The 25,795-nt window shown below is 73.0% G+C and carries 14 protein-coding genes; 7 read left to right on the forward strand and 7 right to left on the reverse strand.

The window, feature by feature from the left end; genetic code table 11:
- Positions 1-89: 89 nt before the first annotated feature.
- The gene (locus tag WME85_RS48170; protein ID WP_437831678.1) at positions 90-638 is read right to left on the reverse strand and encodes an HD domain-containing protein; all 549 of its coding nucleotides are present in this window, start codon (positions 636-638) and stop codon (positions 90-92) included.
- Positions 639-1,193: 555 nt separating this feature from the next.
- Here WME85_RS48170 and WME85_RS48175 point away from each other — a divergent pair.
- Both WME85_RS48175 and WME85_RS48180 read left to right on the forward strand, forming a co-directional pair.
- The gene (locus WME85_RS48175) at positions 1,194-3,014 is read left to right on the forward strand and encodes an OmpA family protein (RefSeq protein WP_437831681.1); all 1,821 of its coding nucleotides are present in this window, start codon (positions 1,194-1,196) and stop codon (positions 3,012-3,014) included.
- Complete coding sequence (locus WME85_RS48180) at positions 3,011-4,741, forward strand: DUF3344 domain-containing protein (RefSeq protein WP_437831683.1); 1,731 nt, start codon at positions 3,011-3,013, stop codon at positions 4,739-4,741. Before WME85_RS48175 ends, WME85_RS48180 begins: the two co-directional genes overlap by 4 nt.
- 134 nt (positions 4,742-4,875) lie before the next feature.
- On the opposite strand, the gene WME85_RS48185 is transcribed toward WME85_RS48180, so the two are convergent.
- On the reverse strand, positions 4,876-6,810 hold the full coding sequence (locus WME85_RS48185) for a zinc-ribbon domain-containing protein (protein ID WP_437831685.1): 1,935 nt from the start codon (positions 6,808-6,810) through the stop codon (positions 4,876-4,878).
- Between the two features lie 243 nt (positions 6,811-7,053).
- Positions 7,054-8,439 carry a hypothetical protein gene (locus WME85_RS48190; protein ID WP_437831687.1) on the reverse strand — a complete coding sequence of 462 codons (1,386 nt, stop codon included), beginning with the start codon at positions 8,437-8,439 and terminating at the stop codon, positions 7,054-7,056.
- A 1,015-nt stretch (positions 8,440-9,454) separates the two neighbouring features.
- Between WME85_RS48190 and WME85_RS48195 the strand changes: the two genes are divergently transcribed.
- Positions 9,455-11,716 (forward strand): SdrD B-like domain-containing protein, encoded by a 2,262-nt coding sequence (locus WME85_RS48195; RefSeq protein ID WP_437831690.1) that lies wholly within the window; start codon positions 9,455-9,457, stop codon positions 11,714-11,716.
- A 746-nt stretch (positions 11,717-12,462) separates the two neighbouring features.
- Positions 12,463-12,945 carry a response regulator gene (locus WME85_RS48200; RefSeq protein WP_437305797.1) on the forward strand — a complete coding sequence of 161 codons (483 nt, stop codon included), beginning with the start codon at positions 12,463-12,465 and terminating at the stop codon, positions 12,943-12,945.
- 63 nt (positions 12,946-13,008) lie between these two features.
- Here the strand turns inward: WME85_RS48200 and WME85_RS48205 are convergent, their stop codons facing one another.
- Positions 13,009-15,909 carry an Eco57I restriction-modification methylase domain-containing protein gene (locus tag WME85_RS48205; RefSeq protein ID WP_437831693.1) on the reverse strand — a complete coding sequence of 967 codons (2,901 nt, stop codon included), beginning with the start codon at positions 15,907-15,909 and terminating at the stop codon, positions 13,009-13,011.
- Positions 15,910-16,266: 357 nt separating this feature from the next.
- Here WME85_RS48205 and WME85_RS48210 point away from each other — a divergent pair, with 357 nt between their 5' ends.
- On the forward strand, positions 16,267-17,013 hold the full coding sequence (locus tag WME85_RS48210; protein WP_437831696.1) for a DsbA family protein: 747 nt from the start codon (positions 16,267-16,269) through the stop codon (positions 17,011-17,013).
- A 52-nt stretch (positions 17,014-17,065) separates the two neighbouring features.
- Positions 17,066-18,145: a hypothetical protein gene (locus WME85_RS48215; protein ID WP_437831699.1), complete on the forward strand. Its 1,080-nt coding sequence runs from the start codon at positions 17,066-17,068 to the stop codon at positions 18,143-18,145.
- A gap of 126 nt (positions 18,146-18,271) precedes the next feature.
- Here WME85_RS48215 and WME85_RS48220 read toward each other — a convergent pair whose 3' ends face one another.
- The gene (locus tag WME85_RS48220) at positions 18,272-19,201 is read right to left on the reverse strand and encodes a LysR family transcriptional regulator (RefSeq protein WP_437831702.1); all 930 of its coding nucleotides are present in this window, start codon (positions 19,199-19,201) and stop codon (positions 18,272-18,274) included.
- A 277-nt stretch (positions 19,202-19,478) separates the two neighbouring features.
- A complete protein-coding gene (locus WME85_RS48225) occupies positions 19,479-20,870 on the reverse strand; it encodes a glycoside hydrolase family 6 protein (RefSeq protein WP_437831704.1) in 1,392 nt (463 codons plus the stop codon).
- A gap of 768 nt (positions 20,871-21,638) precedes the next feature.
- Between WME85_RS48225 and WME85_RS48230 the strand changes: the two genes are divergently transcribed.
- The gene (locus tag WME85_RS48230; RefSeq protein ID WP_437831707.1) at positions 21,639-22,940 is read left to right on the forward strand and encodes a metallophosphoesterase; all 1,302 of its coding nucleotides are present in this window, start codon (positions 21,639-21,641) and stop codon (positions 22,938-22,940) included.
- A gap of 1,128 nt (positions 22,941-24,068) precedes the next feature.
- On the opposite strand, the gene WME85_RS48235 is transcribed toward WME85_RS48230, so the two are convergent.
- On the reverse strand, positions 24,069-25,358 hold the full coding sequence (locus WME85_RS48235) for an Hsp70 family protein (RefSeq protein WP_437831710.1): 1,290 nt from the start codon (positions 25,356-25,358) through the stop codon (positions 24,069-24,071).
- Positions 25,359-25,795 lie beyond the last annotated feature (437 nt).

Consider the following 25,795-nt stretch of genomic DNA (forward strand, 5'->3'; position numbering starts at 1 on the left):
GCCTGCCGTGGTCGCTCCCCGGAGGACGGGAGTCCTGCGCGACGCGGCGGTCGGCGCGGCGCGCGCGGCCGGCCCGGCGCGCGCGCCGCTCAGCCCAGGGACAGGAGCTCGTCGAGCACCGCCCCGTACTCGTCGAGCAGGGGGTGCGGCGGCAGCGCGCGGCTCATCGCCCGCAGCTCCTCGAACCTGGCGACCTGCACGTCCCTGCCGCGCTTGAACATCGACCACGGGTCGCCGTGCTCGCGCGAGCAGACGATGATGGACTGGAAGTTGTCTATCTTGTCCGCCAGCGTGATCGCCTGCGCTTCCCAGGGCTTGCCGGGGAACGCCTCGAGATAGAGCCGCTTGCGGTCCTCCCAGGGCAGCGACCGGTCCTGCTCGGTCACGTGGAGGACGAGCGTGGCGACGCGCTCGCCGAAGTGCTGGTGCAGCTCGTCGAACGTGACGCCCTGGTCCTCCATGGCGTCGTGCAGCGCGCCGGCCGCGACGACCTCGTCGTCGAAGCCGTGGCGGGCGAGCAAGACCGCCACGCCGGCGAGGTGGCTGATGTAGGGGACGTCGGCGTTCGGATACTTGCGCCTCTGTGCCCGGTGCCAGACCGCCGCCTGGTCGAGCGCGCGCTTGAGAAGGGTGCCCATCGCGGTGTCCCGCCAACCATAGCCGCTCGGCGTCCAGAACGCAGGCGCCCGGCGACGAAGCCCGGTCGCCCGAAGCGGATCGGCTGCGTCCAGCAGCTCCCCCGTCCAGCTCGGACCGCGCGCCGCCCGCCGGAGGCTCGCCTGGCGGCCGCGGCGAGCTGAGCCCCGAGCGCCCGAGCAGACCGGCGGGGGCTCGCCGGACGCCGTGCTCGCCGGACGCCATGTCGTTGGAGCAGCAAGGACCGGCCAGCGGCTGGAGCCGAGGCGCCGCCGGGTACGCCGGGAGGAGAGCCGGCCTCGCGCTCTCGCAGCCTGGCGATTCTCGTCTCGATGTGTTCGGCGCTCCACAGCGTCATGCAGGTTGGCGCGCGGCGCGTGGCGCGCGCGCGAGCGCCTCTCGTTCGTTCAGAGGGTCCGGGGAGGTGCGCGCAGGTCCTACGAAGATGTGGCCGGCGTCGCTCGTTGCCCAAGACTCCGCACTTGCCGACCTGTATACTCGTCCGCGACAGCGTCTTATATCGTCATGCGAAACCCGCCGATGCAGGGTGCCTCCTCATGAGACTTGGGTCTTTCCTCTCGCTGGCCGCCGGGCTGGCCGCGCTCGCCGTCACGCCGGCGCCCGCCCGGGCGCAGGACGCGCCCGTCAAGCCCGAAGGCATGGCCCTGAGCCGCTTCGTCCCGGCGCCGGCCGGGGACCGCATGTTCAGCGTGCCGTCCGCGTTCTCCGCAGGCCACCTGACCCCGCACGTGATGCTGATGGCCGACTACGCGAGCAATCCGCTCGTCCTCCGGCGCGAGCGCGACGGCGCGGAGATCGGCGCGGTGGTGAGCGATCAGCTCACGTTCCGGCTCAACGCGTCGCTGCCGCTCTGGAACCTGGTGAGCCTCAGCCTCGACGCGCCGCTCACCGCCGTCCAGTCGGGGGAGAGCCCGAACGGCGGCGGCCAGCAGTTCGCGTCCCCGAGCGGCGCCGAGGTCGGCGACCTGCGGTTCGGCGCGCGCGTGCAGCTCCTCGGCACGTACCACGACCCGCTCCAGCTCGCCGTCGGCGCCTACATCTGGCTGCCCACCGGCGCGGACGACTCGTTCGTGAGCGACGGGAGCGTCCGCGCGATGCCGTACCTCGCCGCCGGCGGCCGCCTGGAGCGGCTCGTGTGGTCGACCGCGCTGGGCACCGAGCTCCGGCGCTCCCAGTCGTTCGGCGGCGTGGCGCAGGGGACGATGCTCACCCTGGGAGGCGGCGTCGGCTTCCTCGCCGCCGACGGCCGGCTCCAGGTGGGGCCGGAGCTCAGCGCCGCGATGGTGCTCGAGGACGTCAGCAGCCGCTCGATCAACGCGGAGCTCCTCCTCGACGCGCGGTATCGATTCCTGCCGTTCCTGGAGGCGGGCCTCGGCGTCGGGCCGGGGCTCACCTCGGGGATCGGCACGCCGGACCTGCGCGTCGTCGCGATGGCCGCGTTCACGCCGGAGCCGCCGACGGACCTGGACAGGGACGGTATCGGCGACCCCGAGGACGCCTGCCCGAAGGTCCCGGGCGCGCGCAGCGACGACCCGCGCAAGCACGGCTGCCCGCCGCCGCCGGACCGGGACAAGGACGGCATCGCCGACGCCGACGACGCCTGCCCGTTCGTGGCCGGCGTCGCGAGCGACGATCCGCGCAAGCACGGCTGCCCGCCGCCGCCGGACCGGGACGAGGACGGCATCGTCGACGCCGACGACGCCTGCCCGCTCGTGCCCGGCGTCGCGAGCGACGATCCGCGCAAGAACGGCTGCCCGCCGGACCGGGACGAGGACGGCGTGCCCGACAGCGAGGACGCGTGCCCCGACGCGAAGGGGTTCCGCTCGAAGGACCCGGCGAAGAACGGCTGCCCGCGCGACACCGACGGCGACACGTTCCGCGACGACAAGGACGCCTGCCCGCGGGAGAAGGGCTTCGCGGACCCGGATCCCGAGAAGCACGGCTGCCCGAAGGCGGTGCGGGTCACCGAGAAGAACGTCGTCATCCTCCAGCAGGTGCAGTTCGACACGGACAAGGCCAGCATCAAGCCGGTGAGCGATCCGCTGCTCGACGAGGTCGCCCAGGTCCTGGAGGAGCACCCGGAGATCGTGCTCATCGAGATCCAGGGCCACACGGACGACCGCGGCACCGACGAGCACAACCGCGTCCTGTCGCAGAACCGCGCCAACTCCGTCATGGCGGCCCTGGTCCGCCGCGGCATCGACTCGACGCGGCTGACGGCCCAGGGCTACGGCCGGGAACAGCCCATCGACGACAACAAGACCGAGGCCGGGCGGCAGCGGAACCGGCGTGTCCAGTTCAACATCATCAAGAAGGCCGCGTACAAACCGCAGGTCGAAACCGGAGAGGATCGATGAGAAAGCAGTTCAGCATCACCGGGCTCGCGTCGCTCACGCTCATCGGCCTCACGACGGCCAGCGCGACGGCGGAGCCCAAGCTGCGGGTGCAGGTCGATCAGGCGGGCGACTTCGCCCTCATCGGGAGCTCGATCGGGCAGGAGTGCCGCTCCTCGACGCCGAGGCCGAAGGAGGGCACGGTCGGCGACTGCGGCGACTCGACGGTCGAGTCGGGGCCCGATCTCCTCTGGCGCTCCGACTCGCCCGAGGACGGCAGGGCCGAGGCCAACCTCGATGTCACCCCGGAGACGGCGCGCACGACCGCGGTGCTGCAGCTCCCCGAGGGCGCGACGGTGACCCACGCGTACCTGTACTGGGCCGCGCGCAACGCCGCCGGCGCCGATCCGGAGGTCGAGCTCCACCACGAGGGCGGCTTCGACGGCAAGGTCACCTCGATCGACTCGGTCGAGACGGTGATCAACCAGGGCAAGCCCAACGCGTCGCACAACTACCAGTCGGTCGCCGACGTCACCGCGATCGTGAGGGAGAGCGGCGCCGGGGCTTACCGGGTGGGCGGCGTCGACGTCGTCGACGTCCGGAACAGCGACGACGACGTGGTCTTCGTGGCGTGGTGGATGGTGGTGTTCTACGAGGCGCCGAAGTCGCCGCTCCGCAACCTCGCGCTCTTCGACGGGCTCGATCGGGTCTCGGAGGGCAACTCGCAGCAGGTCGAGCTCTCGGGCTTCAAGGTGCCCGACGCCGGCTTCACCGCGAAGCTCGGCATCGTCGCGTTCGAGGGGGACAACACGAACTCCGGCGACAGCGTGTTCTTCAACCCCAAGAACCCCGGCAAGCCCGACGCCGCCGAGGCGCTGAGCAACGCGCTGAACCCGGCGGACAACTTCTTCAACAGCACGCGCTCGACGCTCGGAGAGCCGGTGTCGGTGGAGGGCGATCTGCCGCGGATCGCGGGGACGCCCCAGAGCATGTCGGGCGTGGACATCGACATCGTCGACGTCAGCGCGAAGCTCAAGCCGGGGAACAACCGGGCCACGCTCGTCGCTACGAGCAGCCAGGAGCTCTATTTCCTCGCGGGGTGGGTGACGTCGATCTCGAACTTCGGGCCCGACTTCAGCAAGTCGAGCAAGGTGGCGAAGGACCTCGGCGGCCTGCCGACCTACCGCGGCGACGCCATCGAATACCGCATCACGGCGTCGAACACCGGCAATGACGACGCCGTGGGCGTGGTGCTGAGCGATCCACTGCCCGCGGGCGTGACGTTCGTCCCCGGGTCGCTGGCGATCGTCGACGGGCCGGACGCCGGGCCGCAGACGGACGAGGCGGGCGACGACCTCGCCGAGTACGACCCGCAGCAGCGGACGGTCACGTTCCGGCTGGGCGAGGGGGCGGACAGCGCGAAGGGCGGGAGCATCCCTGTCGATGGGAGCGTGACGGTGCGCTTCGAGGTCACGGTCGCCGGCGACGCGCCCGACGTCATCAGGAACCAGGCGAAGATCGCCGCCGGGGGCGCGCTCGGCGCGCCGGTCAGCGACGACCCGACGGACGGCAACGGCGACGCCGCCGGCGCGCCGCCGACCGAGGTCGCGGTGGAGCCCGAGGATTTCTATGCAGCCGGGAGCGGCATGGTCGGCGCGTGCGCGGCCAGCCCGCGAGGGCGGGACGGCAGCGCGGGGTGGCTCGCGGGGCTCGCGCTGGCGGGTCTGCTCTGCCGGCGCCGCCGAGGGTAGCGCGGCAGGCGGAGGGCGGAGCCGAACGGGCGCGGGTGGACGCTGGCGACGATCGTCGCCAGCGCTCCGGCGTCAGGTCGAGCGATGCGGGCCGGGGGGAGATCGCGGGGCTCGCGGCGAGCGAGCCGCCGCGGTCAGTTGATGGTGAACGACTTGCTGACCGCGATCGGCGAGCCGCCGAAGGCAGGCACCCGGGCGCCGCGGAACAGCCTGGCGACGCAGCCGCCGACGCTCGTTCCGGCGAACGGCGCGCCCTGGACCTCGGCCGAGGTGACATTGCCGCTCGGCGCGAAGGTGACCTTGACCTTGCCGGTCCCGGTCGGGCCGCCCGCCTTCTTGCAGCTCTTGGCCGACGAAGCGGCGGCGCCGAGCGCCGAGCTCGCGGCCCCGCGGTTGAACTCCGCACCACCACCCGAGGGAGCCGCCTCCGCAGGCTTCTGCGCGGCCGGCTTGTCCCCGCCACCGGCGGCGGGCGCCGGCGTGGAAGGCCTGTCCCGCTCCGCCGGCTTCTCGGCCGCGGCGGGCGACGCCTGGCCCGGCGTCGCGGCGCCAGGCGCCGGAGCGTCGGCCGCGGGCTCCGCCGAGGGCGCCGCCGTCTCCGCCGGGGGAGGCGTGGCGGCCGCCGCCGTCTCCGCGGGGGGAGGTGTCGGCGCCGGCGCCGTCGTCTCGACCGGAGGAGTCGACTCGGCAGGAGCGGTGTTCGTCTGCTCCTGCGTGGCCGTTTCCTCCTTCGGCGCCTGCATGAAGAAGATGGCGACGCCGCCGATCAGCACGACCGCGGCGACCGCGGCGGCGATCAGGCCCATGCGGCTCTTCTTGGCCGGGGCTTCGGGCGCCGAGAGCGGGGAGAACGACGAGAGGGCGGCCGGCGGCACCGACGCCTTGGCCGACGAGGACATGGACGGAGGCGGCCGCGAGTCCCCGACCGGCGCGAGCAAGGGTGGCGGCGCGAGCATCGGCGCGGAGGCGATGGCGCCGCCGCCGAGGTTCAGCAGGTCGTCGTACCCGCTGCGCCCGTTGTTCTTCGCGGGGCGGTTCGAGGGGCGCCGGCCCGACGGGCTCTCCTCGGGCGCCTGCTTGGCGGCCGCGTTCTCGGTCGCGGTCAGCGCCGAGAGCGAGAAGAGGACCGAGTTCTCGTTGCGCTCACCCACCTGACGATCCGCGCCGGGCTGAGGGGCGGGCGCCGCCGCCGGCTCCGTGGCGCGCTCGGCGGCGCTGAAGACGTCGACCGCGGCGGGGCGGCCAACGCGGCGCGCGGCGGCCGGCGCGGCGGCGGCCGGGGCCGCGGCGGCCGGCGCGGCGTCCGGAGCCGCGGCGACGGGCGCTGCGGCCGCCGGCGAAGCGGCGCCCGCAGCTGGCGAAGCGGCGCCCGCAGCTGGCGACGGCACCGCGGCAGCGGCCGCCGAGGTCGCGGCGCCGGGCTGGTTCAGGCCGCGCCGCCCCCCGTCCTTCATGACCACGGTCCCCTCGGGGCCGAACTTGAGCCCTGCCGGAGCCGGCGCCACGGGGACCGCCGCGGCTGCGGATGCGGCCGCGGGCACCGCAGCAGGCGCGGGCACCGCGGCGACCGCAGCCGCAGCGGGCGCGACGACCGCGGGCGCCGGCGCAGCGGCAGCCGCAGCGAGCGCGGTCGCCGCCGCAGCCGCGGCAGGCGCCGCGTCGGCTTGCGGGGCGAACTGCTGCCGGAGCTCGGGGACGCTGGCGATCGGCAGCCAGTCGCCCATCCCGTCCTTCCAGACGTACGTGTCGTTGCTGAGATCCCCGCGGCCGTACGCGGCCACGAGCTCGGCCGTCGTCATCGTCCGCTCGTCGCCCTCCGCGACGTTGACGGTCCACGTGTCGGCCGAGGCCCCCGCGGGCGCGCCGCCCGCGTCGGCGTCGTCCGAGAGGTCGCCCTGCTGCCCCACGGTCGCGTCCTGCGACGAGCCTGGCGCCGGGGCAGCCTCATTCGCGCCATGGACGACCATCGCGTGGTTGCACTTCTTGCATTTGATCTTGACCGTCTTGCCAACGACTTTCTCGTCGGCAATCGTGTACTTGGCCTGGCAAGACTCACACGTAATCTTCATGCGACTGTCGCCCTTCCCGTTCCGGCATGCGGGCATGGGTTCAACGACCACACACGCGCACGTCACGCGCCCCGGTCGTGTTGAGGCAGGATAGCGGGACGTCGCGAGGCCGATCAAGGCAACGACCTCTTTTGTGAACCGCGGACGGCACCGGCGGCCCTCGCCGCAGGCCTCCAGCGCAGCGCGGCGGGATGACGCGGCGCGCGTCAATGCCCCGCGCCGCGCGCGGGCAGGCGGCGCGCCTCAGTTGACGGGGACCAGCTGCGTGCCGTCTTTACCGCAGAACATCGCCTCACCTGGATAAAGCTCGCCGCACGTGGGGCAGATCTTTCCACGCGCGCGCGCCCCCGGCCGGACCGGCGCCTGGGCGATCGTCGCGCCGGCCGCGATCGGCGCGCCTGCCGACGCGGGCGCCTCCTCCGCCCCGGCGCTGCTTCCCTCCCCGGAGACGCCGCCCGTCGAGGCCGGGCCCTCCAGGTCGCTTCCTGCCCGCCGGCGGCCGCGGCGCAGCAGGACCAGCCCCGCGAACCCGAGGCAGGCGGCGACCCCGCCCACGATGGCGACGAAAAGGTTCTTGCGCTGGCGCCCGAGGTCCTCGCCCGCGGTGGTGCGCCCGCCGATGGTGCCGGTCGCGATCATCGCGAAGGCGGCCTGATCGCTCTCGCCCGCCTCGTTGAGCCCGCTCGTCGCGAGGAGCGCCTCGTAGCGATCGGGGCTCGTCACCTCGATCGTGACGGTCACGCCCTTGTCCGCGACGGACGCGACGAGGGCGAGCTTCCCCTCGCCCGTGTCGGCGCCGAGCGAGAGCGCGCCGTTCGCGTCGACCGTCGCGGCGGAGGCGAGCGGTCCAGGCGCGATCGACCACGCGGGCCTCGTCGGGAGCGCGCACCCCTCCGCATCCATGACCAGCGCGCGGAACTGGAAGCGCTCGCCCGGTCGCATGAGCTTGCGCGACGGCGTGACCTCGAGGCGCGCCGGTTCCCCGGGGGCGTCGCACGTGCGCGACGCGGCGGGCTTCTTCTCGGGTGCGGCGGGCGGCGCGCTCGCGGCGGGCGGCGCGCTCGCGGCGGGCGGCGCGCTCGCGACGGGCGGCGCCTCGCCCGCGCGCCGGACGAGCGTGTAGGTCCGCGTCCGCGTCACCGAGGCGCTGCAGGTCGTGTCCTGGATGATGAACTGGTACTGCCCCGTCTCGACCATCTGGATGCTCGCGTCGGTCGCCTGCGTGGTCGTGGTGACGACGGCCTGGCGGGGATCGTTGGCCGGCGTCGTGCAGCGCGTCTGCCACGAGCGCGCGTTGCCGGACGCGGAGTGCTTGCTCCGCGCGAGCCCGGGCATCTGCTCCCAGCACTCGGCGGTGCTCCACGGCCGCCCGGCGCCCGAGATCGACAGCTCCGAGCCCTGCTGCTGGATCTGCACGGCGCCGCCCGGCGCGCCCTGCGGGCGAGGCCTCGGCCCGCACGCCTCTCCCCACGCGGTCACCGCCCACTGCTCCGTGAGCGCGCTCGCGGTCCAGGACCCGCTCAGCGTGGGCGGGTCCTGCGCTGCGCCTGCGCGCGGGGTGGCAGCGACGAGCGACGAGGCGAGGAGCGCGGGGAGCAGGGCCGGCGAGGCGAGCAGCGGTCGTCGCACAGCCGAACCCTAGCAGCGCCCGCTCGCGGGCGGCACCCGGCGGGCAGCCCCCCGGCGGGGGCACCATGGCGAGCGGACGTCTGGTCGCCGCGGCGAAACGCGACACGCCGCGCGCGCTCCGCGGGCCCTGGCCTTCGCCCTCGTCCAGGGCGGCCGGTCCGGCGTCCTGCGCCGAGCGCGGCAGCGCTCGCCCGCTGTGTCGGTGGCGCTCACGCCTCTCGGGACAGACGGAGACGAGCGGCGACGAGCGACGACGAGCGGCAGGCAACCGCCCTCACGTGGAGGAACGAGGAGGCGGGCGCGGCGAGTCACGACGCGGCGACACGCGAGGCGCGGCGAGGCGAAGCGCGAACGCGCAAAAAAGCTCCGGGGGCCCGAAGAAGGATCTGGACAGGCGAAACGGAGATTCGTTATCTTGAAAAATGGTCCTGTGCGCGCTCAGCATCAAATCTGGTCCGGCGCTCCCGCGCATCTGATCCGATCCTGTTCGGCCCTCGGGCCCCATGGAGGGGGATGGGGAAAGCCAGAGACGAATGCAGCTGCGGAGCGCGCCAGTGCGCTGCCGCACGCTCGGGTCGATGCCGCTGTCCACCATCGTCGCTGCGCTCCCATCCATGGAGTGTTCGCGCGGCGCGAGGTGCCCAAAAGCGTCACCGCGCGTGGCCCAAAAGCGTCACCGCGCGTGGCTCAAAAGCGTCACCGCGCAGGGCCCAAAAGCGTCACTGGCCAGCTCGCTGCCAGGCTGACGCCAAGCCAATAATTTTCTCTGTCGATCAAAAAACATCTGGACACTTCACGTACCGAGTTGATAATTCAAACACTGTCTCTTTGCGCATCCGCTCTCCGATCGAAGCCAAAGCCCCCGCGCACCTGATCTGATCCTGATCAACCCCGCGGGGGCTCAGTCCGACCGGAGCCTGCGAAACCGACCTCGCCTGACCCGTGTGTCATGGCGCCTGCTATTCGGATGACGCTCCACCAGTGGTTCACCTGTGAGGACCTCAAGGAGCTACCAATGAAGCAGATCGCTATCGCCTCCTCCGCCGCGCTCGCCACCCTGTTCATCGCCGCCACCAGCTTCGCCAACACCACCGCGCCGTCCCCCACCTGCACCGTGATCAAGCGGGGCACCCTGGGCAACATCTACAACGCCGAGATCTGGAGCCTCGCCCCGAGCTACCACCCCCCGACGCCTCACGAGGTGAACACCGGTTACTCCAGCACCGTCGGCGAGAAGCGCGCCCTGTTCAGGTTCGATCTGAGCCCCATCCCCGCCGGCTCGCTCGTCACGTCGGCCAAATTTTACGCCCTGACCTACACGAGCACCGCCAAGACCGTGTACGTCCACCAGGTGCTCGCCCCCTGGAGCGAGGATCTCGTCACCTGGAACAACCTCGGCGCCATCGACCCCACGTCGTTCACCTCGTTCGTGCCCAACGTCACAGGGTGGAGCACGGTCGACCTCACCGGGCTCGTACGAGACTGGGTGAGCGGGGTCTCGCCGAGCTACGGCGTCCTCCTCGAGGAGGGCTCCACCGGGAAGACCTCGTACAAGGGCAGCGCCCACACCGACCTCTCCTACCGCCCTCTGCTCGAGGTCTGTTACACCGTCCCGAAGGGCTCGATCGGTGACAAGGTGTGGTTCGACGCGGACGCCGACGGCCTCGAGGGCGCCTCCGAGCTCGGCATCTCCGGCGTCGTCGTCGACCTCTTCGGCGACGCGAACTGCGATGGCTCCGCCGACGGCGGCGTCCTCAAGACGACCGCGACCAACGGGAGCGGAGCCTACCGCTTCGACGAGCTCGAGGCGGGCTGTTACGTGGTCAGCGTCGATGACGCGACGCTCCCGCTCGGCCACCTCCTCACCACCGACGACGAGCCGCTCGCGGTGTCCCTCAGCGCGGGGCAGAACGTGACCAACGCCGACTTCGGTTACGTGACGTACTCGTCGATCGGCGACACGGTCTGGCTCGACAGCGACGCCGACGGGCTCTACGAGCCGGACACCGGCGAGCTCGGCGTCAACGGCGTCCGCGTCGAGCTGTTCCAGGACGGCCACCTCCTCGACTTCACGGTCACCGGCAACAGCCCCTACAGCGGCCAGCCTGGCTTCTACCTCTTCGACACGCTCCCGGCGGGCACCTACTCGGTGGTGATCACCTCCGACAACTTCATGACCAGCGGCCCGCTCGCCGGACAGGAGCCGACGGCCGACCCCGACGGCACGCTCGACAACGTGGGCACCGTCTCGCTCGCCTGGGCCCAGGACCTCCTCGACGTGGACTTCGGCTACCAGCTCTCCTGCGGCAACGGCGTGTGCGGCGGCGACGAGAGCTGCGGGACCTGCGCGGTCGACTGCGGCGTCTGCCCGCCGGTCTGCGGCAACGGCACCTGCGAGGCCGGCGAGGACTGCGGCAGCTGCAGCGCCGACTGCGACATCTGCCCCGCCGTCTGCGGCAACGGCACCTGCGAGGCCGGCGAGGACTGCGGCACCTGCTCGGACGACTGCGGCACCTGCCCGCCGGTCTGCGGCAACGGCACCTGCGAGGCCGGCGAGGACTGCGGCACCTGCTCGGACGACTGCGGCACCTGCCCGGCTGTGTGCGGCAACAACGTCTGCGAGAACGGCGAGGACTGCGCGAACTGCGCCGGCGACTGCGGCGCTTGCCCCGCGGTCTGCGGCAACGACAGCTGCGAGGCCGGCGAGAACTGCCTCGAGTGCCCGAGCGACTGCGGCATCTGCCCGCCGGTCTGCGGCAGCGGCGTCTGCGAGGCCGGTGAGACCTGCTCGAACTGCGCGGCCGACTGCGGCGCCTGCCCGCCGGTCTGCGGCGACGGGGTCTGCAAGGCGGGCTTCGAGGACTGCTCGAGCTGCGCGGCCGACTGCGGCGCCTGCCAGTGCGCGTCCCCCGGCACCGGCTCCCCGGGCTACTGGAAGAACCACGAGAGCGCCTGGAAGGTCTCGCAGCTGACCATCGGCGGCAAGACGTACACGAAGGCCCAGCTCCTCGACATCATCAGCCGTCCGACCAAGGGCGACGTCACGTACATCATCGCGAAGCACCTCATCGTCGCCAAGCTCAACGTCGGTATCGGCAACCAGTCGAGCTGCATCGAGGACACGATCGCCAAGGCCGACGCCTGGCTCAAGCAGTACCCGCTCGGCAGCAACGTGAAGGAGAGCGGCAAGAACTCGCCCTGGACGATCGGCGAGCCCCTCGCCTCGAAGCTCGACGACTACAACAACGGCCGCCTCTGCGCGCCGCACCGCGATTGATGATCGATCGGCACCGAACCGGTGATGGACGTCGAGGCGCGCCGAGTGACCCCCTGGTGACCGTCGCGTGACCGGTACCGGCAGCTGACCGATACCCGGCAGCGGTCGACGAGAGCTCCCCCGCCCCGCCAAGCGCCGCGCCCCGGGCCACCTGCCCGGAGCGCGGCGCTGGTCCATCCCCCTCCCGCGCTTCCCCCGCCGCGCCCTGCCAGACGATCTCGTCAATCAGGCGCGCCCTCCTCGTCGGTATCGACCCCGCCCTCGCCCTCACGGCCGTTCCGGCTGTTCCAAGGTCACCGACCTCTCCGACCAGCACCCCTCCGGCGCGCGCCAGCGCTCCCCCTGGGACGGCGGCGCGGCGGATCGACGCCCCCGACGCGCGGCGCCCCACGGCTCCCGCTCCGGGTGGAACGGCCCTGCGCGCGGCGGCGAAGCCCGTACACCCCGCGACGACCGGCCCTGCGACGAAGGAGACGGAAGTGCCCTACGCGTGGGCGTGATTTGCCCCGAGCGCGACAATTTGCCCCTACCGCGCGGAAGGGGATTCGCCGGTCGCACGGGGCTACGCCGCGGACAGCGCGCCCCCGCCGGGCAGCACGACACCGTTGAGCCCGTTCCACCGCAACGTCGGACAGCGTGGCACGGCCGCTGCAAATCCTGCGGGCTCGAGCGCCGCGGACCGCGCCAGACGGTTCGAGGACGCAGGGTGTTGGCGGGCCTGAGTTTGAAGTTAAGGAGAAGCGGCCATGAACCTGACGGAAAGCTGGATTGGCGATAAGCCCTTGGTCCCGCCTTGCGGCTTGTTCGGCAAAGGTCAGCATATCGTCCTCGCCGAAGACGACGATGACATGCGGTCCACGCTCGCCCTGGCGCTTCGCCGCGACGGGTTCGAGGTGTCCGAGGCGCGCAACGGCCTCGAGCTGCTCGACAAGGTCGCGCCGTGGCTCGGCGGAATGGACCCGCCGAAGCCGATCGACGCCATCGTCAGCGATATCCAGATGCCCTGCTTCTCCGGAATGGAGATCCTGGAGGGGCTCGCCGAGCTGAGGCGCCGGCCGCCGGTCATCCTGATCACGGCGTTCGGCGATCCCCACCTGCACGCGGCCGCGCGCAGCCTGGGCGCCTCCGCGGTCTTCGAGAAGCCGTTCGAGCTGGATGATCTCCGCAGCGTGCTGTTCAGCCTGAAGGACAACCCGAAGGAAGCGCCCGGCTTCGACGGCGGTTTCTGACGGTACGCACGGCGGCCGCCGAGGAGAGCAGCGCGCGACCCACGCCGCAGGGCCGCGCGGCGCTCAGCCGTCCGGCCGCGGGAGCGGCGTCGCCGCCGCCCAGCGGGCGACGCAGCCCCGCTCCTCCTCGGTCATCTCCAGCATGCTCGCCACCACGCCGTCCAGGTGCCGGCGGGCCTCGGGCGGCAGGCCCGCGTTCGCCGGACCGAGCTCCCGCCCGAGCGCGTCGAGCGCGGCGATCAGGTCGGATCGCGCCGGCGAGGGCGCCGGGATCGCGCGCAGGTGCGCGATCTTCACCTGCGGCATGCCCTCACGCGCATCCCGATGTCGGGTGTAGTGCCACCACCGGACAGGAGAGGAGTTGAGGTAGCAGAGCAGCGCGAACTCGCTCCAGGTGCCGTCGCAGAAGCCGGCCAGGATCGAGTTGCGGAACGGGAGGCCGTCGCTCAGCGCGGCGATCGGGTACCGGGCGGTCTGGCGGATGAGCAGCCGCACCGCCCTCCAGTCCTCGTCCTTCCGGAAGCGGCCCTTCACGCCGGCGCGATCGACATGGTGGCGCGGCGCGCGCGCGATGAGCTCGCCCACGTCGGTGCCCTCCCGGATCGGGCAGGTGTAGGGCGGCACGGGGACGTCCGCGCGCCGGATGCGCTCGGCGTCCTCGGCCGTCGTCTGGAAGCCGCGCTCTCCGAACAGGCCGGCCGGGAGCGGGGCGAGCGCGCTCAGCCGCTCGAGGAGCCGCCTGGACACCACGTCGAGGTCCGAGCGCGCGAGCGGCCACGCGGCGCCGGCCGCCGCCCGCGCGGGGTCCGGGTCGAGGCGGGTCGAGAGGAGGCCCATGCACGGCTGGAACACGCCCTCGAAGGCGTCGCTGCCGAAGCTCGGGAGGTCGGGGTCGACGGCGCAGAGCGCGTCGTGCGCGCGCCGCGTCGGCCGGTAGCCGTCGAGATCCGAGACGGACGTCGGGATGACGAGGCCGAGCCGCCCGCCGGGCCGCAGCAGCGACGCGGCCCGGTGCACGAACAGGCCGTGCAGCGAGCGGTAGCCGTGGAAGGCCGGGCTCCGCCGGAGGTAGAGGTTGAAGACCTCGGGCGAGATCGGCTGCGCCGCGCGGCCGACGTACGCGACCCAGGGCGGGTTGCCGATCACCGCGTCGAAGCCCGGCTCCGGACGATCGAAGACGGCGGGGAACGCGAGCTCCCAGTGCAGGAACCGGCGCTCCTCGGCGATGCGGCGCGCGAGCGCCGCGCCGGGGTCGCCCGGCTCGCGCGCCGCGGTCATGTAGCGCGCGAACGCTTCCGGCGTCGGCGCCGCGGCCGCGAGCTCGCTGTCCGGCGGGCAGAGCCACAGGGCCATCCAGGCGTCGAGCGCCGCGCGATCCGCGCCGGCGGGCTCCCGCGCGCGCTCCACCGACGGGGCCGGCGGCGGCGCGCGCGTGGGAGCCCGCCGCGTCAGCGCCCGCCGCGCTCGCCGCTCCACCGCGGGGTCCGCGGCGCCGCCGCGCGACAGCGCCGCGGCCGGGAAGGCGCTGATCTCCGCGCGCGAGGCGCCGATGAGGCTGTCGCCGCAGCGGAGCTTGCCGTCGAGGAAGCTCAGCGGGAGGCTCGCCTCCTCCACGGCGAGCCAGAGCGAGAGCCGGGCGAGGTCGACCGCGATCGGGTCGAGGTCGACGCCGTACAGACAGCGCTCCGCCACGAGCGCCATCGCGCGGCGGAGCGGCGGCTCCTCGCGCGTGAGGCGCGGCGCCTCGCCGGCGCGCTGCCAGGCCGCCGCGAGGTGCGCGGCGAGCTGGCGGCACGCCTCCACCAGGAACGCGCCCGACCCCATCGCGGGGTCGCACACGGCGAGCGCGAGGATGCGGTCGGGCGCGGGCGGCCGGCCGCCCGCGTGGAGCAGCGGCGCGAGCGTGCGCTCGACGACGTGGCGCGTGATGTCCCGCGGCGTGTAGTAGGAGCCCGCGCGCCGCCTGAGCTGCCCGGGCTGGAGGTAGAGCGTGCCCCGCGCGATCGGGCCGGGCTGCCGCGGGGACGCGCGGCGCGCGAGCGCCTGCGCGAGCTCCGCCGCGCTGCCGGCCGCGGCGACGAGGGCGGCGTGGCGCGCGCCGAGCTTCAGGTCCGCCGCCTCCTCGAGCCGCGCGAGCCGCTCGCCGCCGGGCAGGGCGACGAGCGCCTCCAGGTCGACGACGGCGTGGGACGGCAAGAGCGCCATCGACTCGCCCTCGGCGATCTCCAGGTCGAAGGCGATCAGGCCCTCGTAGAGCGTGCCGATGTGCTCGACCTCGAGATCGCCGTAGCGGCTGTCCGCGCCGCCGCCGCCGCCGCCGCCGCCGCCGTGCGCGAGGAGCGCCGCGAGCACCCGGCGCAGCACGCCGTCGCTGAGCCAGGGCCTGCCCTCGAGGAAGGGGAACGCGTCCGGATCGCAGAGGCCGCCGCGCGCGCCGCGGGGACCGCGGTCGAGGAGCGCGCGGAAGAGCGCCGCGACGCGCGCCCACGCGCCGTGGCGGCGCTCGAGGTCGCCGGGGCACCGTCGCTCGTCCTCCTGGAGGTCCTCGAAGAGCCGCGCGATCGACGCGCCGCGCGCGCCGTGCGCGTCGAGCGCGCCCGCACCGTCGAGCGCGCCCGCGCCGCCGAGCAGGCCGCGCGACTCCGCGTAAAGGAGGAAGATGAGCCGCATGAGCGCGGTCACGAGGCCGGCGTGGAGGTGCCGCCGCCCCGCGGCGGAGCCGCCGAGGGCGACGTCGCCCCCCTGCGGCTCGGCCGCCCGGAGGCCGCGGAGGAGCTCGCCGAGCGCGTCCTGCGCCTGCTCCCGGAGCCGCCTGGCCACGCCGTCCGGGGACGGCGAGGGCTCGCCGGCGGACGCTCCCGCGGGCGCGCCCGCCCCCGTCGCCTCGTCGGGCGGAGAGAAGCCGCCGACCCGTTCACGGTCGCTGCGCAGTCCGGCGTCGAGCTGAGGGCATTCCGAGGACACGCGAGATCCGCGCGAGCATTGCGGATGTGGCGGGGTGCAGGCAAGGGCCCCGGCGCCGGGTCGCGCTCGGCCCACGTCGGAGGCACGGCGGAGGCGCGGCGGAGGGCCGGGCGCGCCCCGCCGGGAGCGACGCGCGGCGCGACCGGCCACGCTGCCGACGCCGGGGACGCGGGCAAAGAACAGGACCTCTCGACCTCCCGGCGCCCTCGACCTGCTGGAGATCCCGCTCCTCGCTCCCGTGGAGAGGAGTCCCTCCTCGCCCGGAGATCCTCGTCCAGCATGGTTTACCGACATGCGCGTGAGCCGGTCTCCGTCGCGCGGCGCCGACGAGGTACGAATCGTGCCGTGTGTCCCGGGATGAAGCCTGAGCTGTTCGAACGATACGCACTCGCCCATTCACGCAATTCACATCCTCGCTCCGCGGCGCGGCGGGGCGCCCTGCTCGCCGCGCTCCTGCTCGGGATCCCGGCCTGCCAGGGCGTCGGCGAGGCGCCCGAGCAGGAGGCCACCGGCGCCGTCAGCGCGGGAGCTGGTCTCTATTCCGGCATTCCCCAGGACGGCATCTCCCTCGGCGACCCGAGCGCGCCGCTCACGCTGATCGAGTTCTCGGATCTCCGCTGCTCGCATTGCCGGGATTACGCGCTCGAGGTGCTCCCCGAGATCCTCGAGCGCCACGTGCGGACGGGGCAGGTGAGGCTCGTGTTCAGGAATCTCACGTTCCTCGGGCCGGGCTCCGTGCAGGCGGCGCGCATGGCGGCGGCGGTCGGGATGCAGGGCCAGCTCTGGGACTTCGTCGACCGCTTCTTCCGGATCCAGGCGCGCGAGCGCCCGGCGATCACCGACGATCTGCTGCTGCGCGTCGCCTCCGAGCTGCCGGGCGTCGACGCCGCGCAGGCGGCGGCGCAGCGCGACAGCGCCGAGGTCGCGCAGCAGCTCGCGGAGGCGCGCGCCGAGGCCGAGCGCCTCCAGATCCGCGGCGTGCCGGCGCTGTTCCTGGGCCGGCGGGGGCAGGAGCCGCGCCGGCTCCGCCTCACCTCGATGTCGCCGGAGCCCGTCTCCCGCGCGATCGAGCAGCTCCTGCGCGCGCCGCACGCGCCCATGTGACCCCTGCGAAGGAGCCGGCGCCGCGCGCGGTTTTTGGTACGCTCGCGCGGGGATGACCGCCTCGCCGCAAGTGTTCCCTCCCCCGCCCCCCTCGCTGCACGGCCGGCGCCGCGAGCTCTCGACGCTCACGGCCGCCCTGCGCGCGTCGCGCCCGGCGCGCATCGCGCTCGTCGGCACGGGCGGCAGCGGCAAGTCGACGCTCGCCTGCGCGCTCGGGCACAAGCTCGCGCGCGAGCTCCCCGGCGGCATCCACTGGTTCCGGGTCGGCGCCTGGGACGCGCGCACGCTGCTCGGCATGCTGTCGCTCCGCTTCGGCGTGGGGCCGTCGCCCTCGCTGCCGGCGCTGCGGGCCCGCCTGCGGGAGCTCGGCGAGATGCTCATCGTGCTCGACAACCACGAGCACGACCGCGCCGTCGCCGAGCTGCTCGACGACGTGCGCGACGAGGCGGTGATCTGGGTGATCACGGCGCGGCGCTGCCTCGTGGCCGGCGTCTCCATCTTCCCTGTCATCGCGCCGCTCGTGACCTCGGGGGAGAGCCCCTTCCCCGCGGTCGCCTCGCTCACGCGCCTGCTCCGCTGGAACCCGGTCTCCCTGGAGCTCGCCGACGCGATCGTCGAGAGCGGCGCGGCCGGCGTCGACGAGCTCCGCCGCTGGCTCGTGGCGGGCGGCGTCGACCGCGTGCAGGTCATCGACCACGAGGACGACCTCCCCGAGGTCCGCCTGCTGGTCGCGTGGGCCTTCCGCGGGCTCTCGCCCGCGGCGCGCCGGATGCTCGCGGTGCTGGCGCACTCGAACGGCGACCACATCGACGAGGTCTCGCTCGCGCAGCTCGCGCGCGCGGGGCGGAGCGCCGGCGACGCGCTCGCCTCGCTGCGGCGCTTCCGGCTCGTGCAGGAGCCGTTCGCGGGCCGCTTCGCGCTGCACGCGACGGTGCGCCACGCCGTGCTGAAGCGCACGCAGTTCGATCAACGCCGCTTCTTCGAGCACTACGTGGCGCTGCTCGAGCGCTCTCCGGAGCGGCTCGACCTCGAGCAGACACACCTGTTCGCGGCCATGGACTACGCGCATGACACAGGGAGCGTCGCGGCCGCGATCCGCGTGAACGAGCTCTTCTCGCGGCTCTCGCTCTGACGGTGCGCCTGCCCCGCCGTGGCGCTCGCCTGGCTGGAGAACCGGTGAGGCGCGAGCGCTGAAGCGCGCTCGCGCGAGCGCCATTCCTCCGCGGCGCTGTTGAGGCGCGCTCGCGCGAGCGCGCTGTCATCGCGGCGCTTCCGGGCCCCCCACGTGCTGGCAGCACAGCTCGACGAGGCGCTTCAGCACCCATTGCCCCGCGGGCCCCATCACGAGCCCCGGCCGGTGGACCACGGCGAGCGACAGCAGGTGCTCGTCGTCCCCCCACGCTTCGGGCCGGAGGCGCACGAGGCGCCCGGCCTCGAGGTCGTCGCGGATCATGTGCTCTGGCAGGTTGCCCCAGCCGAGGCCCGCGCACAGGAGCTCTCGTTTGGTCTGGAGATCCACGACGCGCCAGGTGCGGGGGGACAGGACGGCTTGTTCCGGTGAGCGCGCCCCGCCGCGCTCACTCAGCACGATCTGCACGTGCTCGCGCAGCTGCTCGGTCGCGACCTGCGCCGTGTCGCGCTGCGCGGCGGCGAGCGGGTGCGCCTTGCCGGCGACAGGCACCATGCGCACGGACGTGAGGTGCCGGCGCTCGAGCCCCTGGGTCGCCGCGGCCGGCCCGACGACCCCGAGCTGGCATGTGCCGTCGAGGACCCGCTCGGCGACGGCGGCCATGGTCTCCGTGTGGACGACGAGCTCCACGGTGGGGTAGACGCGCGCGAACTCGACGCAGAGCTCGACCAGCGCGGAGAGCGGAAAGACAGCGTCGACGCACAGCGAGACGAGCGGATCGAGGCCGCCGGCGAGCCGCTGTGCCGCGCTGCTGAGGGCGTCCGCGTCGGCGCACACGCGCCGCGCGGCGCCGAGCAGGACGCGGCCGTGCTCCGTCAGCGTCGGGATCCGCGTCGACCGGTCCCAGAGGACGACCCCGAGCTGGTCCTCCAGGTTGGCCATCGCGTGGCTCACCGCCGACTGGACGCGGTGGAGCTTCCTGGCCGCCGCCGAGAAGCTGCCCTCGTCGGCGACCGCGATGAAGGTGCGCAGCTGGTCGAGCGTGATGGAGTCGTGCACCGCGCGTCACCATGCCACGGATCGGCGATGCGGCGCCCGCCCGGGGCATCGGCGACGCGGCGCCCGCCCGGGGCGGTCGCGGTGGTGTTGTGTGCCAGAAAAAGCACAGCGACCGGGGCAGGCGAGGAGCGTTTTCCCAAGGGGTCTACCCTCCAGCCGGCCGCGCGGCCCGCGGGCGGGTAGACCCCTTTTTTCTACGCTCCTCGCCTGCCCCGGCCGCCGGCCGCGCGCTCAGCCGAGCGCGCTCGTCACAGCCTGGGGCAGGACGCGTCGCCGATCAGAGCGGCGGATTCGCGTTCTTCACGCACTCCACGAAGTACTCGTGGAACCAGAAGCCCGCTTCCGGCGCGCGCTGGTCTGCGTTCTCGTAGCCGCAGAACAGGTCGTAGCGCTCCGCGTTCTTGTCCGCGGTGCCGTCGGAGTCACCCGGCGGCTTGACCCAGTAGAAGGCGTCGAGGCGCGTCGCGCCGCCCGGGTTCGCCCGGGGCCGCTCGCCCATGCCGGCGCCGACGTTGTTGCACCAGTAGCCCCAGTCCGCCCGGATGTTGCCGCGGCCGTTGCGGCTCGTGTCGATGATGAAGTGCTTGTCGCCGAGGCCGACGCCCGCGAGCGCGGTGGCCATGGCGTCGACATAGTCGTACTCACCGTAGCAGGGGTTGGACTGCTGATCGTAGCTCTCGGTGCTGTAGCTGAGCTGCGTGTAGTTCGCGACGTTGGTCGCGAAGCCGCGGACGCCGGCCGGGTTGCCGGCAGCCTTGATGACGTCGGCGAAGATCTGGGCGCCCTTGGTCTGGTTGTCCGGCCAGCCGAGCCAGCCCGAGTGCGCCGCGTCGATGTACTGGTACACGTGCGGCATGTTGAGCTCGCTGATCGCGTGCGCGACCTCCTCCCGGTACGCCTTCTCCGTCTCCGGGGTGCAGTCCTTCTTGCCCAGGTTCGTCGCGAGGTTCGGGAGTGAATCGGGCTCGATGATCGCGACGATGCGCTGGTTCGGGTGAGCGGCGAGGATCGCCTTGATCGGGGCGATGAACTCGTTCCTGTACCGCTCGACGCCGCCGTTCTCGACCCTGAGCTCGCCGTTCGACGCCTCGGCGAAGCAGTCGCGGTTCGGGAGGTCGTACACGACGATGACCGCCGTGACCGGCTTGCAGAGCTGGTTCTGGAGCTCGAGCGCGGCGTCGAGCTGCGCCGAGAGCTGGCCGACCGCCTCGATCCGGTCGAGCCAGAACGCGGTCGAGATGCTCTGGACCTTCTTCATCTTCTCGACCAGGGCCGCGTCCGTCGTCTTGTCGATCGACGACTGGACCTTGGCGACGTAGCCCGGGTCCACGAACAGCTCCGCACCGACGAAGGGATTGCCATCCGCCGTCGAGATGTCGACGCCACCGGTGCAGTTCCCGCCGCCCGTCGGGCTCGCGCCCGTGCTGCTCGTCGGGGTGCCCGCGCCCACGCCGGTGCTCGTCGGGGTGCCCGCGCCCACGCCGGTGCTCGTCGGGGTGCCCGCGCCCACGCCGGTGCTCGTCGGGGTGCCCGCACCCACGCCGGTGCCCGTCGGGGTGCCCGCGCCGGTGCCGGCCGCCGCGCCGCCCTCGCCACCCTCCCCGCCATTGTCGCCCGAGCAAGCCGCGAAAGACGCGGTTGCGAGGAGGACCGCAAGCCACTTACCCATCCCCAGATGCGAATTCCTTCTCAGCATACTAAGCCTTTCATCTACTTCTTAAAAGGAACCAGGCGAATTCAACACGTACAAATTAGGGTGCCGAATCTAGACCAACAGTTTCGGTGGGGCAAGAACAAACGACGCTATGCCACCCCTGCATCGCGTCATCATGGTCTGCTCTGCGGTTATTTTTTCACGGCCGATAGAACGTCCGTCCACGACTCGCGCGCGTCACGAGCGCGTCACGGGCGCGCCTGACCAGGCGGAACCGCGGTCGTTCCGCATGTGGAGAACGCGCCGGGGTTCAGCAGACCGCTCCTTCCTGTGTGTTTCTGCGTTCCAACGCAGCGCGTGATCATCACGACTGGACAGCGCCTCCAGGGTCTCGGTGACATGGCAGACGGACAGAATGGTTTCGGGTTTATTTCCAGCCCTGTATGCGACGGTGAGATCACCGCTGTGCGCGCGGCGTCGCGCCGGAGATTCAGCGGCGCGCGGGGTGTGGAGCGATGCGGGCGGCACCGGTCGACGCGCGGCGCCATCGCGTGCGTCACGCCGTGCTCGACGGGGCGCAGCGCCCGTCCGCCGCGCGTCCGCGCGGCCTCGCGTCGCCGGCCAGCTCTCATGATGTGACAGGGGATGAGCGCCGGCCGTGTCCAGGCGCCGGCGAGGCACGGTGAACAGGCTCGCTCGTCGCGGGCCCGCCCCGGAGCGCCTTCTGGCCGGGCGTCGCGGATCGGTTAGGCTTCGGTCCCCCCGCCGTCCGCCGAGCCCGCCATGCGCTTCGTCATCATCTCGCTGATCGTCCTCCTCGTCGTCGGCCCCCTGGGCGTGTACGTGCACCGGCGCGCCTCGCGGCTGCTCGGCCTGGGCCTGCGCGGCCGGCGCGCGCTCTCCTTCCTGCTCGCCGCCGGGCTCCTCACCATGACGTTGGGCCGGCTCGGGCGCGGCGCGCTGCCGGACGGCGTGCTCCGCGCGATGGGGCTCGGCGGCAGCACGATCTCGCTGGCCATCCTGATCTCCGCGGTCCTGCTCGCCGTCGTCGATCTCGGGCGGCTGATCGCGCGGCTCGGGGGCGCCGCGCTCGCGCGCACCACCGCGGCCGCCCGCAACGCCGTGCCCGCCCGCGACGCCGGCGCGCCAGCACGCGCCGAAGCGCCCGCCCGCGGCGCCGACGCGGCCGTGGCGCGAGCCGCGGGCGAGCCGAGGGCGCCGTCGGTCGCGCCGCCGGCGCTGCCCCGCCGCGCTTTTCTCGCGAACGGGGCCGCTGGCTCCGCCTTCCTCATCGGCGGCGGCAGCGCGGTTTATGGCGCGTTGCTCGGGCGACACGACTACGTCATCGAGGAGATCGCGATTCCGATACCGGGCCTGCCGCGCAGCCTCGACGGGTTCTCGATCGTGCAGCTGTCGGACATCCACCTCGGGCTGTTCGTTGGCGAGCCCGAGATGCGCGCCGCCGAGGATCTCGTGCGCAAGGCGCGCGGCGATCTCATCGTGATGACGGGCGATCTCGTCGATTTCGATCCGAGGTACACCGAGCACCTCGGGCGGCTCACCCGCCGGCTCGCCCCGCTCGCCCGCGAGGGGGTCGCGGCGATCCCGGGCAACCACGACCACTTCGCCGGCATCGACGCGACGCTCGACGCGCTCGCGCGCGGCGGCGCGCAGGTGCTGCGCAACCGGGGGCGTGTCGTGGGAGGGGCTGGCGGCGCCTTCGCGCTGCTCGGCGTCGACGATGTGTGGGTGCGACGGCAGGTGCCCGGCGGCGGCCCCGACCTCGGCCGAGCGCTCGCGGACGTGCCCCGCGACCTGCCGCGCGTCCTGCTCTGCCACAACCCCGTGTTCTTCCCGGAGGCGGCCGGCGAGGTCGCGCTGCAGCTCAGCGGCCACACCCACGGCGGCCAGGTCAACCTCGTCGTCCGGCCCGCCGACGTGGTGCTCCCCCATGGCTACGTGGCCGGGCTCTACCAGCGCGGCGGCGCGCACCTCTACATCAACCGCGGCTTCGGCACCGCCGGCCCGCCCGCCCGCATCGGCGCGCCCCCCGAGGTGAGCCGCATCGTGCTCGTGTCCGCCTAGCACCTCAACCCTGCAGTACCTCGTCGAGCAGGCTCGTCCCTGCGACTCCTCTCGAAGGTTCTCCCTGTATTTCTGGATAGGGCACCTGCTCTGCTTCTTGATTCTCGTGCTCGTGGTGTTCAGGTTCCGAGCGCGATGAGCGTGACGAGTCGACGAGCGCTGCCGGCCTGTGGCCCGCGAGGGGCGCTCTGCTTGGGGCTCAGGCCCAGGCTGGCGCTCGCGCTCGCGCTCGCGATCGGCGCCGGGGGGTGCGCTCCAGCCCAGCTCGCCGCCCCTGTCGGCCGCAGCGACGCGTTCCTCGACGCGCCGGAGGAGCGGCCCGAGCCGGCGCCAGCGCCGCCGCCGCCTGAGCCCGAGGAGGACGCAGCGTTCGTGGATCTCGAGGTCCCCGGCTTCGGGCCCGCGGTGGTCGTGCCGCCGCGCGGCGAGGGGCCGCGGCCCGTGATCGTCGTCGCCCACGGCGCGGGCGATCGGCCCGAGTGGCACTGCGATGTATGGCGCGCGATGGTGAGGGGAGCAGGCTTCTTGCTCTGCCCGCGCGGCAAGCCCATCGACACCCGGACTCCGGACGGCGGGCGCATCTTCTACTACCCGGACCATCACGCGCTGAGCCGCGAGGTCGCCGCCGCCGTGTCGTCGCTGTCGAAGCGCTTCGGGGACCGGGTGGATCTCCGCGACCCGATCTATGCGGGGTTCTCGCAGGGCGCGATCATGGGCGCGCTGCTCCTGCCCGGGCACCCGGCTCGCTTCGCGCGGGCGGCGCTGATCGAGGGCGGATATGGCGGCTTCGGCGAGTGGACGCTCGGCACCGCCCGGCGCTTTCGCGGCGGCGGGGGGTCGCGGGTGCTGCTCGCGTGCGGCCGCGCCGACTGCGCGGCGCAGGCGCGCAAGACGCAGGCGATGCTCGAGCGCGGCGGCCTGACCGCGCGCGTCCTCCACGCGGCGGGGGCCGGCCACAGCTACGGCGGCCTGATGGAGCGCGCGCTCCACGAGGCCTATCCGTGGATCATCGAGGGCGATCCCCGCTGGCTCGGCGACGGGACGCCGGGCGCGGCAGCCTCTCGGCCAGGCGCGGCGGCCTCTCGGCCAGGCGCGGCGGCCTCTCGGCCAGGCGTGGGCGGCGCGCGCTCAGGCGGACGCGGCGGCGATGCCGCGCGCGCGCTCGGCCAGCCCCTGCACGACCGAGTGGAAGCTCCGGAGCTGCCTCACCTTGCCCTGGCCGAAGCGGCGCTCGATCCCGCGCCGGAGGGCGGGCACCCTGGCGGTCCCGCCCGTGCAGCACACGACGTCGACGTCGTCGAACGACATGCCGGCGTCCTGCACCGTCTGGTCGAGCGCGCGGAGGATGGCGTCGATCTGCCGCTCGCTCGCGGCCTCGAACTCCTCCCGCGCGATGCGCTCGCGGATGTGCATTGACGGGTAGTCGAAGCGGAACTCGGTGACCGCCTCGCCGGACAGCGCGCGCTTGCTGCGCTCGATCTCCTCGAAGACCTGGAAAGCCAGCGAGTCTTCCACGAGGCAGAGCAGGTTATCCATGCGCTGCTGGTCCTCGGGCCCGAGGGACCACGCCTTCACGTCGCGGAGGAACGCGAGGACATCGCGGTGCTGGAGCACCGTCATGTCGGCTGGAGAGCAGAGCTTCTCGGCGATGGGCCTGGGCATGGTCAGCTGGTTCGCGCCGAGCGGGACCCGGTAGGTGACCCCTGCGCCGAAGTGGCGGGCGATCTTGTGGCGCATGAGGCTGCCGTCGAGCGCGTCCCCCGCGATGGACACGCCGCCGAGCGACAGCACGTCGGAGGGCGCGAACCCTTCCCGCCGCATCCGCACGATCGTGTAGTCGGACGTGCCGCCGCCGAAATCGGCGACGAGGACGACTGCCCCGCGATCGAGCTCCAGGTGGAAGTCGTGCGCGGCGGCGACCGGCTCCGGGCAGAAGAAGACGTCGCGGAAGCCGGCGATGCGCGCCGCCCGCTCGAGCCGCTCCTCGGCGAGCCGGTCGTCGGCCGGTTCGGTCGAGAACTTCGCCGGCCTGCCGAGCACGACGCGCGCGACGTCCGCCTGGAAATGGCGGTTCGCCTGGTCGCGCATCTCCTTCAGGAACCGGCCGATCAGGTCCTCGATGGTCACGAGCCGGCCCCCGATCTGCGTGCCGGAGAAGCCCCGGTCGGGCAGGTATTTCTTGATCGAGCGGATGAAGCGGCCTTGCATGCCGTTCGCGACGAAGTCGCTTATCGCCGCCGCTCCGCAGGAGAACCGCTGCTGCCCGAAGAAGAGCAGGCTCCGGAGGACGGTCGGATCGGCCGCCGCGCTGTCGAGCGGGATGGGCGGGCAGGTCGCCTCCGCGCTCGCCGCCGCGAGCAGCGAGTTGGAGGTCCCGAAATCGACGGCATACATCTCTGGCCTGAACGGTGCGGACATGCTCTCGCCTCCTCGTGGGTTGCTTCGCGGCGCGGAGATCTCGCCGATTCAACCACCTATTTACAAGCTGTCGAATCCATGAGACAATATTGACGCGCTCGCGGGATGACCTGATTTTCGCGGACCTCTCCCGATTCAAAGCGCTGCCCAGTCGAGCTCTGAACCGCCAGGGCGGTCGGTCCCCTGAGAGGGTGTTCGTCGCGCGGGGCCGGGACGGGCTCATGTCTCCTGCAAGGACGAAGGCGGTAGGCCCTCTGGGAGGGTGTTCGTCGCGCGGGGCGGGGACGGGCTCATGTCTCCTGCAAGGACGAAGGCGGTAGGCCCCCTGGGAGGGTGCTCGTCGCGCGGGGCGGGGACGGGCTGATGTTTGAGCGCAATTGACGTCCTGTGTCCGGCGTGCGCAGCACGACGGGCACAGGACGTCCCACGCGAGTTCA

Source organism: Sorangium sp. So ce1153, from assembly GCF_051521595.1.
Lineage (GTDB): Bacteria > Myxococcota_A > Polyangia > Polyangiales > Polyangiaceae > Sorangium.

Coding starts and splice junctions, on each gene's coding strand:
- WME85_RS48235 (WP_437831710.1), bottom strand. CDS start 25,358: ATGTCCGCACCGTTCAGGCCAGAGATGTATGCCGTCGATTTCGGGACC.
- WME85_RS48180 (WP_437831683.1), top strand. CDS start 3,011: ATGAGAAAGCAGTTCAGCATCACCGGGCTCGCGTCGCTCACGCTCATC.
- WME85_RS48185 (WP_437831685.1), bottom strand. CDS start 6,810: ATGAAGATTACGTGTGAGTCTTGCCAGGCCAAGTACACGATTGCCGAC.
- WME85_RS48225 (WP_437831704.1), bottom strand. CDS start 20,870: ATGGGTAAGTGGCTTGCGGTCCTCCTCGCAACCGCGTCTTTCGCGGCT.
- WME85_RS48175 (WP_437831681.1), top strand. CDS start 1,194: ATGAGACTTGGGTCTTTCCTCTCGCTGGCCGCCGGGCTGGCCGCGCTC.
- WME85_RS48215 (WP_437831699.1), top strand. CDS start 17,066: ATGACCGCCTCGCCGCAAGTGTTCCCTCCCCCGCCCCCCTCGCTGCAC.
- WME85_RS48200 (WP_437305797.1), top strand. CDS start 12,463: ATGAACCTGACGGAAAGCTGGATTGGCGATAAGCCCTTGGTCCCGCCT.
- WME85_RS48170 (WP_437831678.1), bottom strand. CDS start 638: ATGGGCACCCTTCTCAAGCGCGCGCTCGACCAGGCGGCGGTCTGGCAC.
- WME85_RS48195 (WP_437831690.1), top strand. CDS start 9,455: ATGAAGCAGATCGCTATCGCCTCCTCCGCCGCGCTCGCCACCCTGTTC.
- WME85_RS48210 (WP_437831696.1), top strand. CDS start 16,267: ATGAAGCCTGAGCTGTTCGAACGATACGCACTCGCCCATTCACGCAAT.
- WME85_RS48230 (WP_437831707.1), top strand. CDS start 21,639: ATGCGCTTCGTCATCATCTCGCTGATCGTCCTCCTCGTCGTCGGCCCC.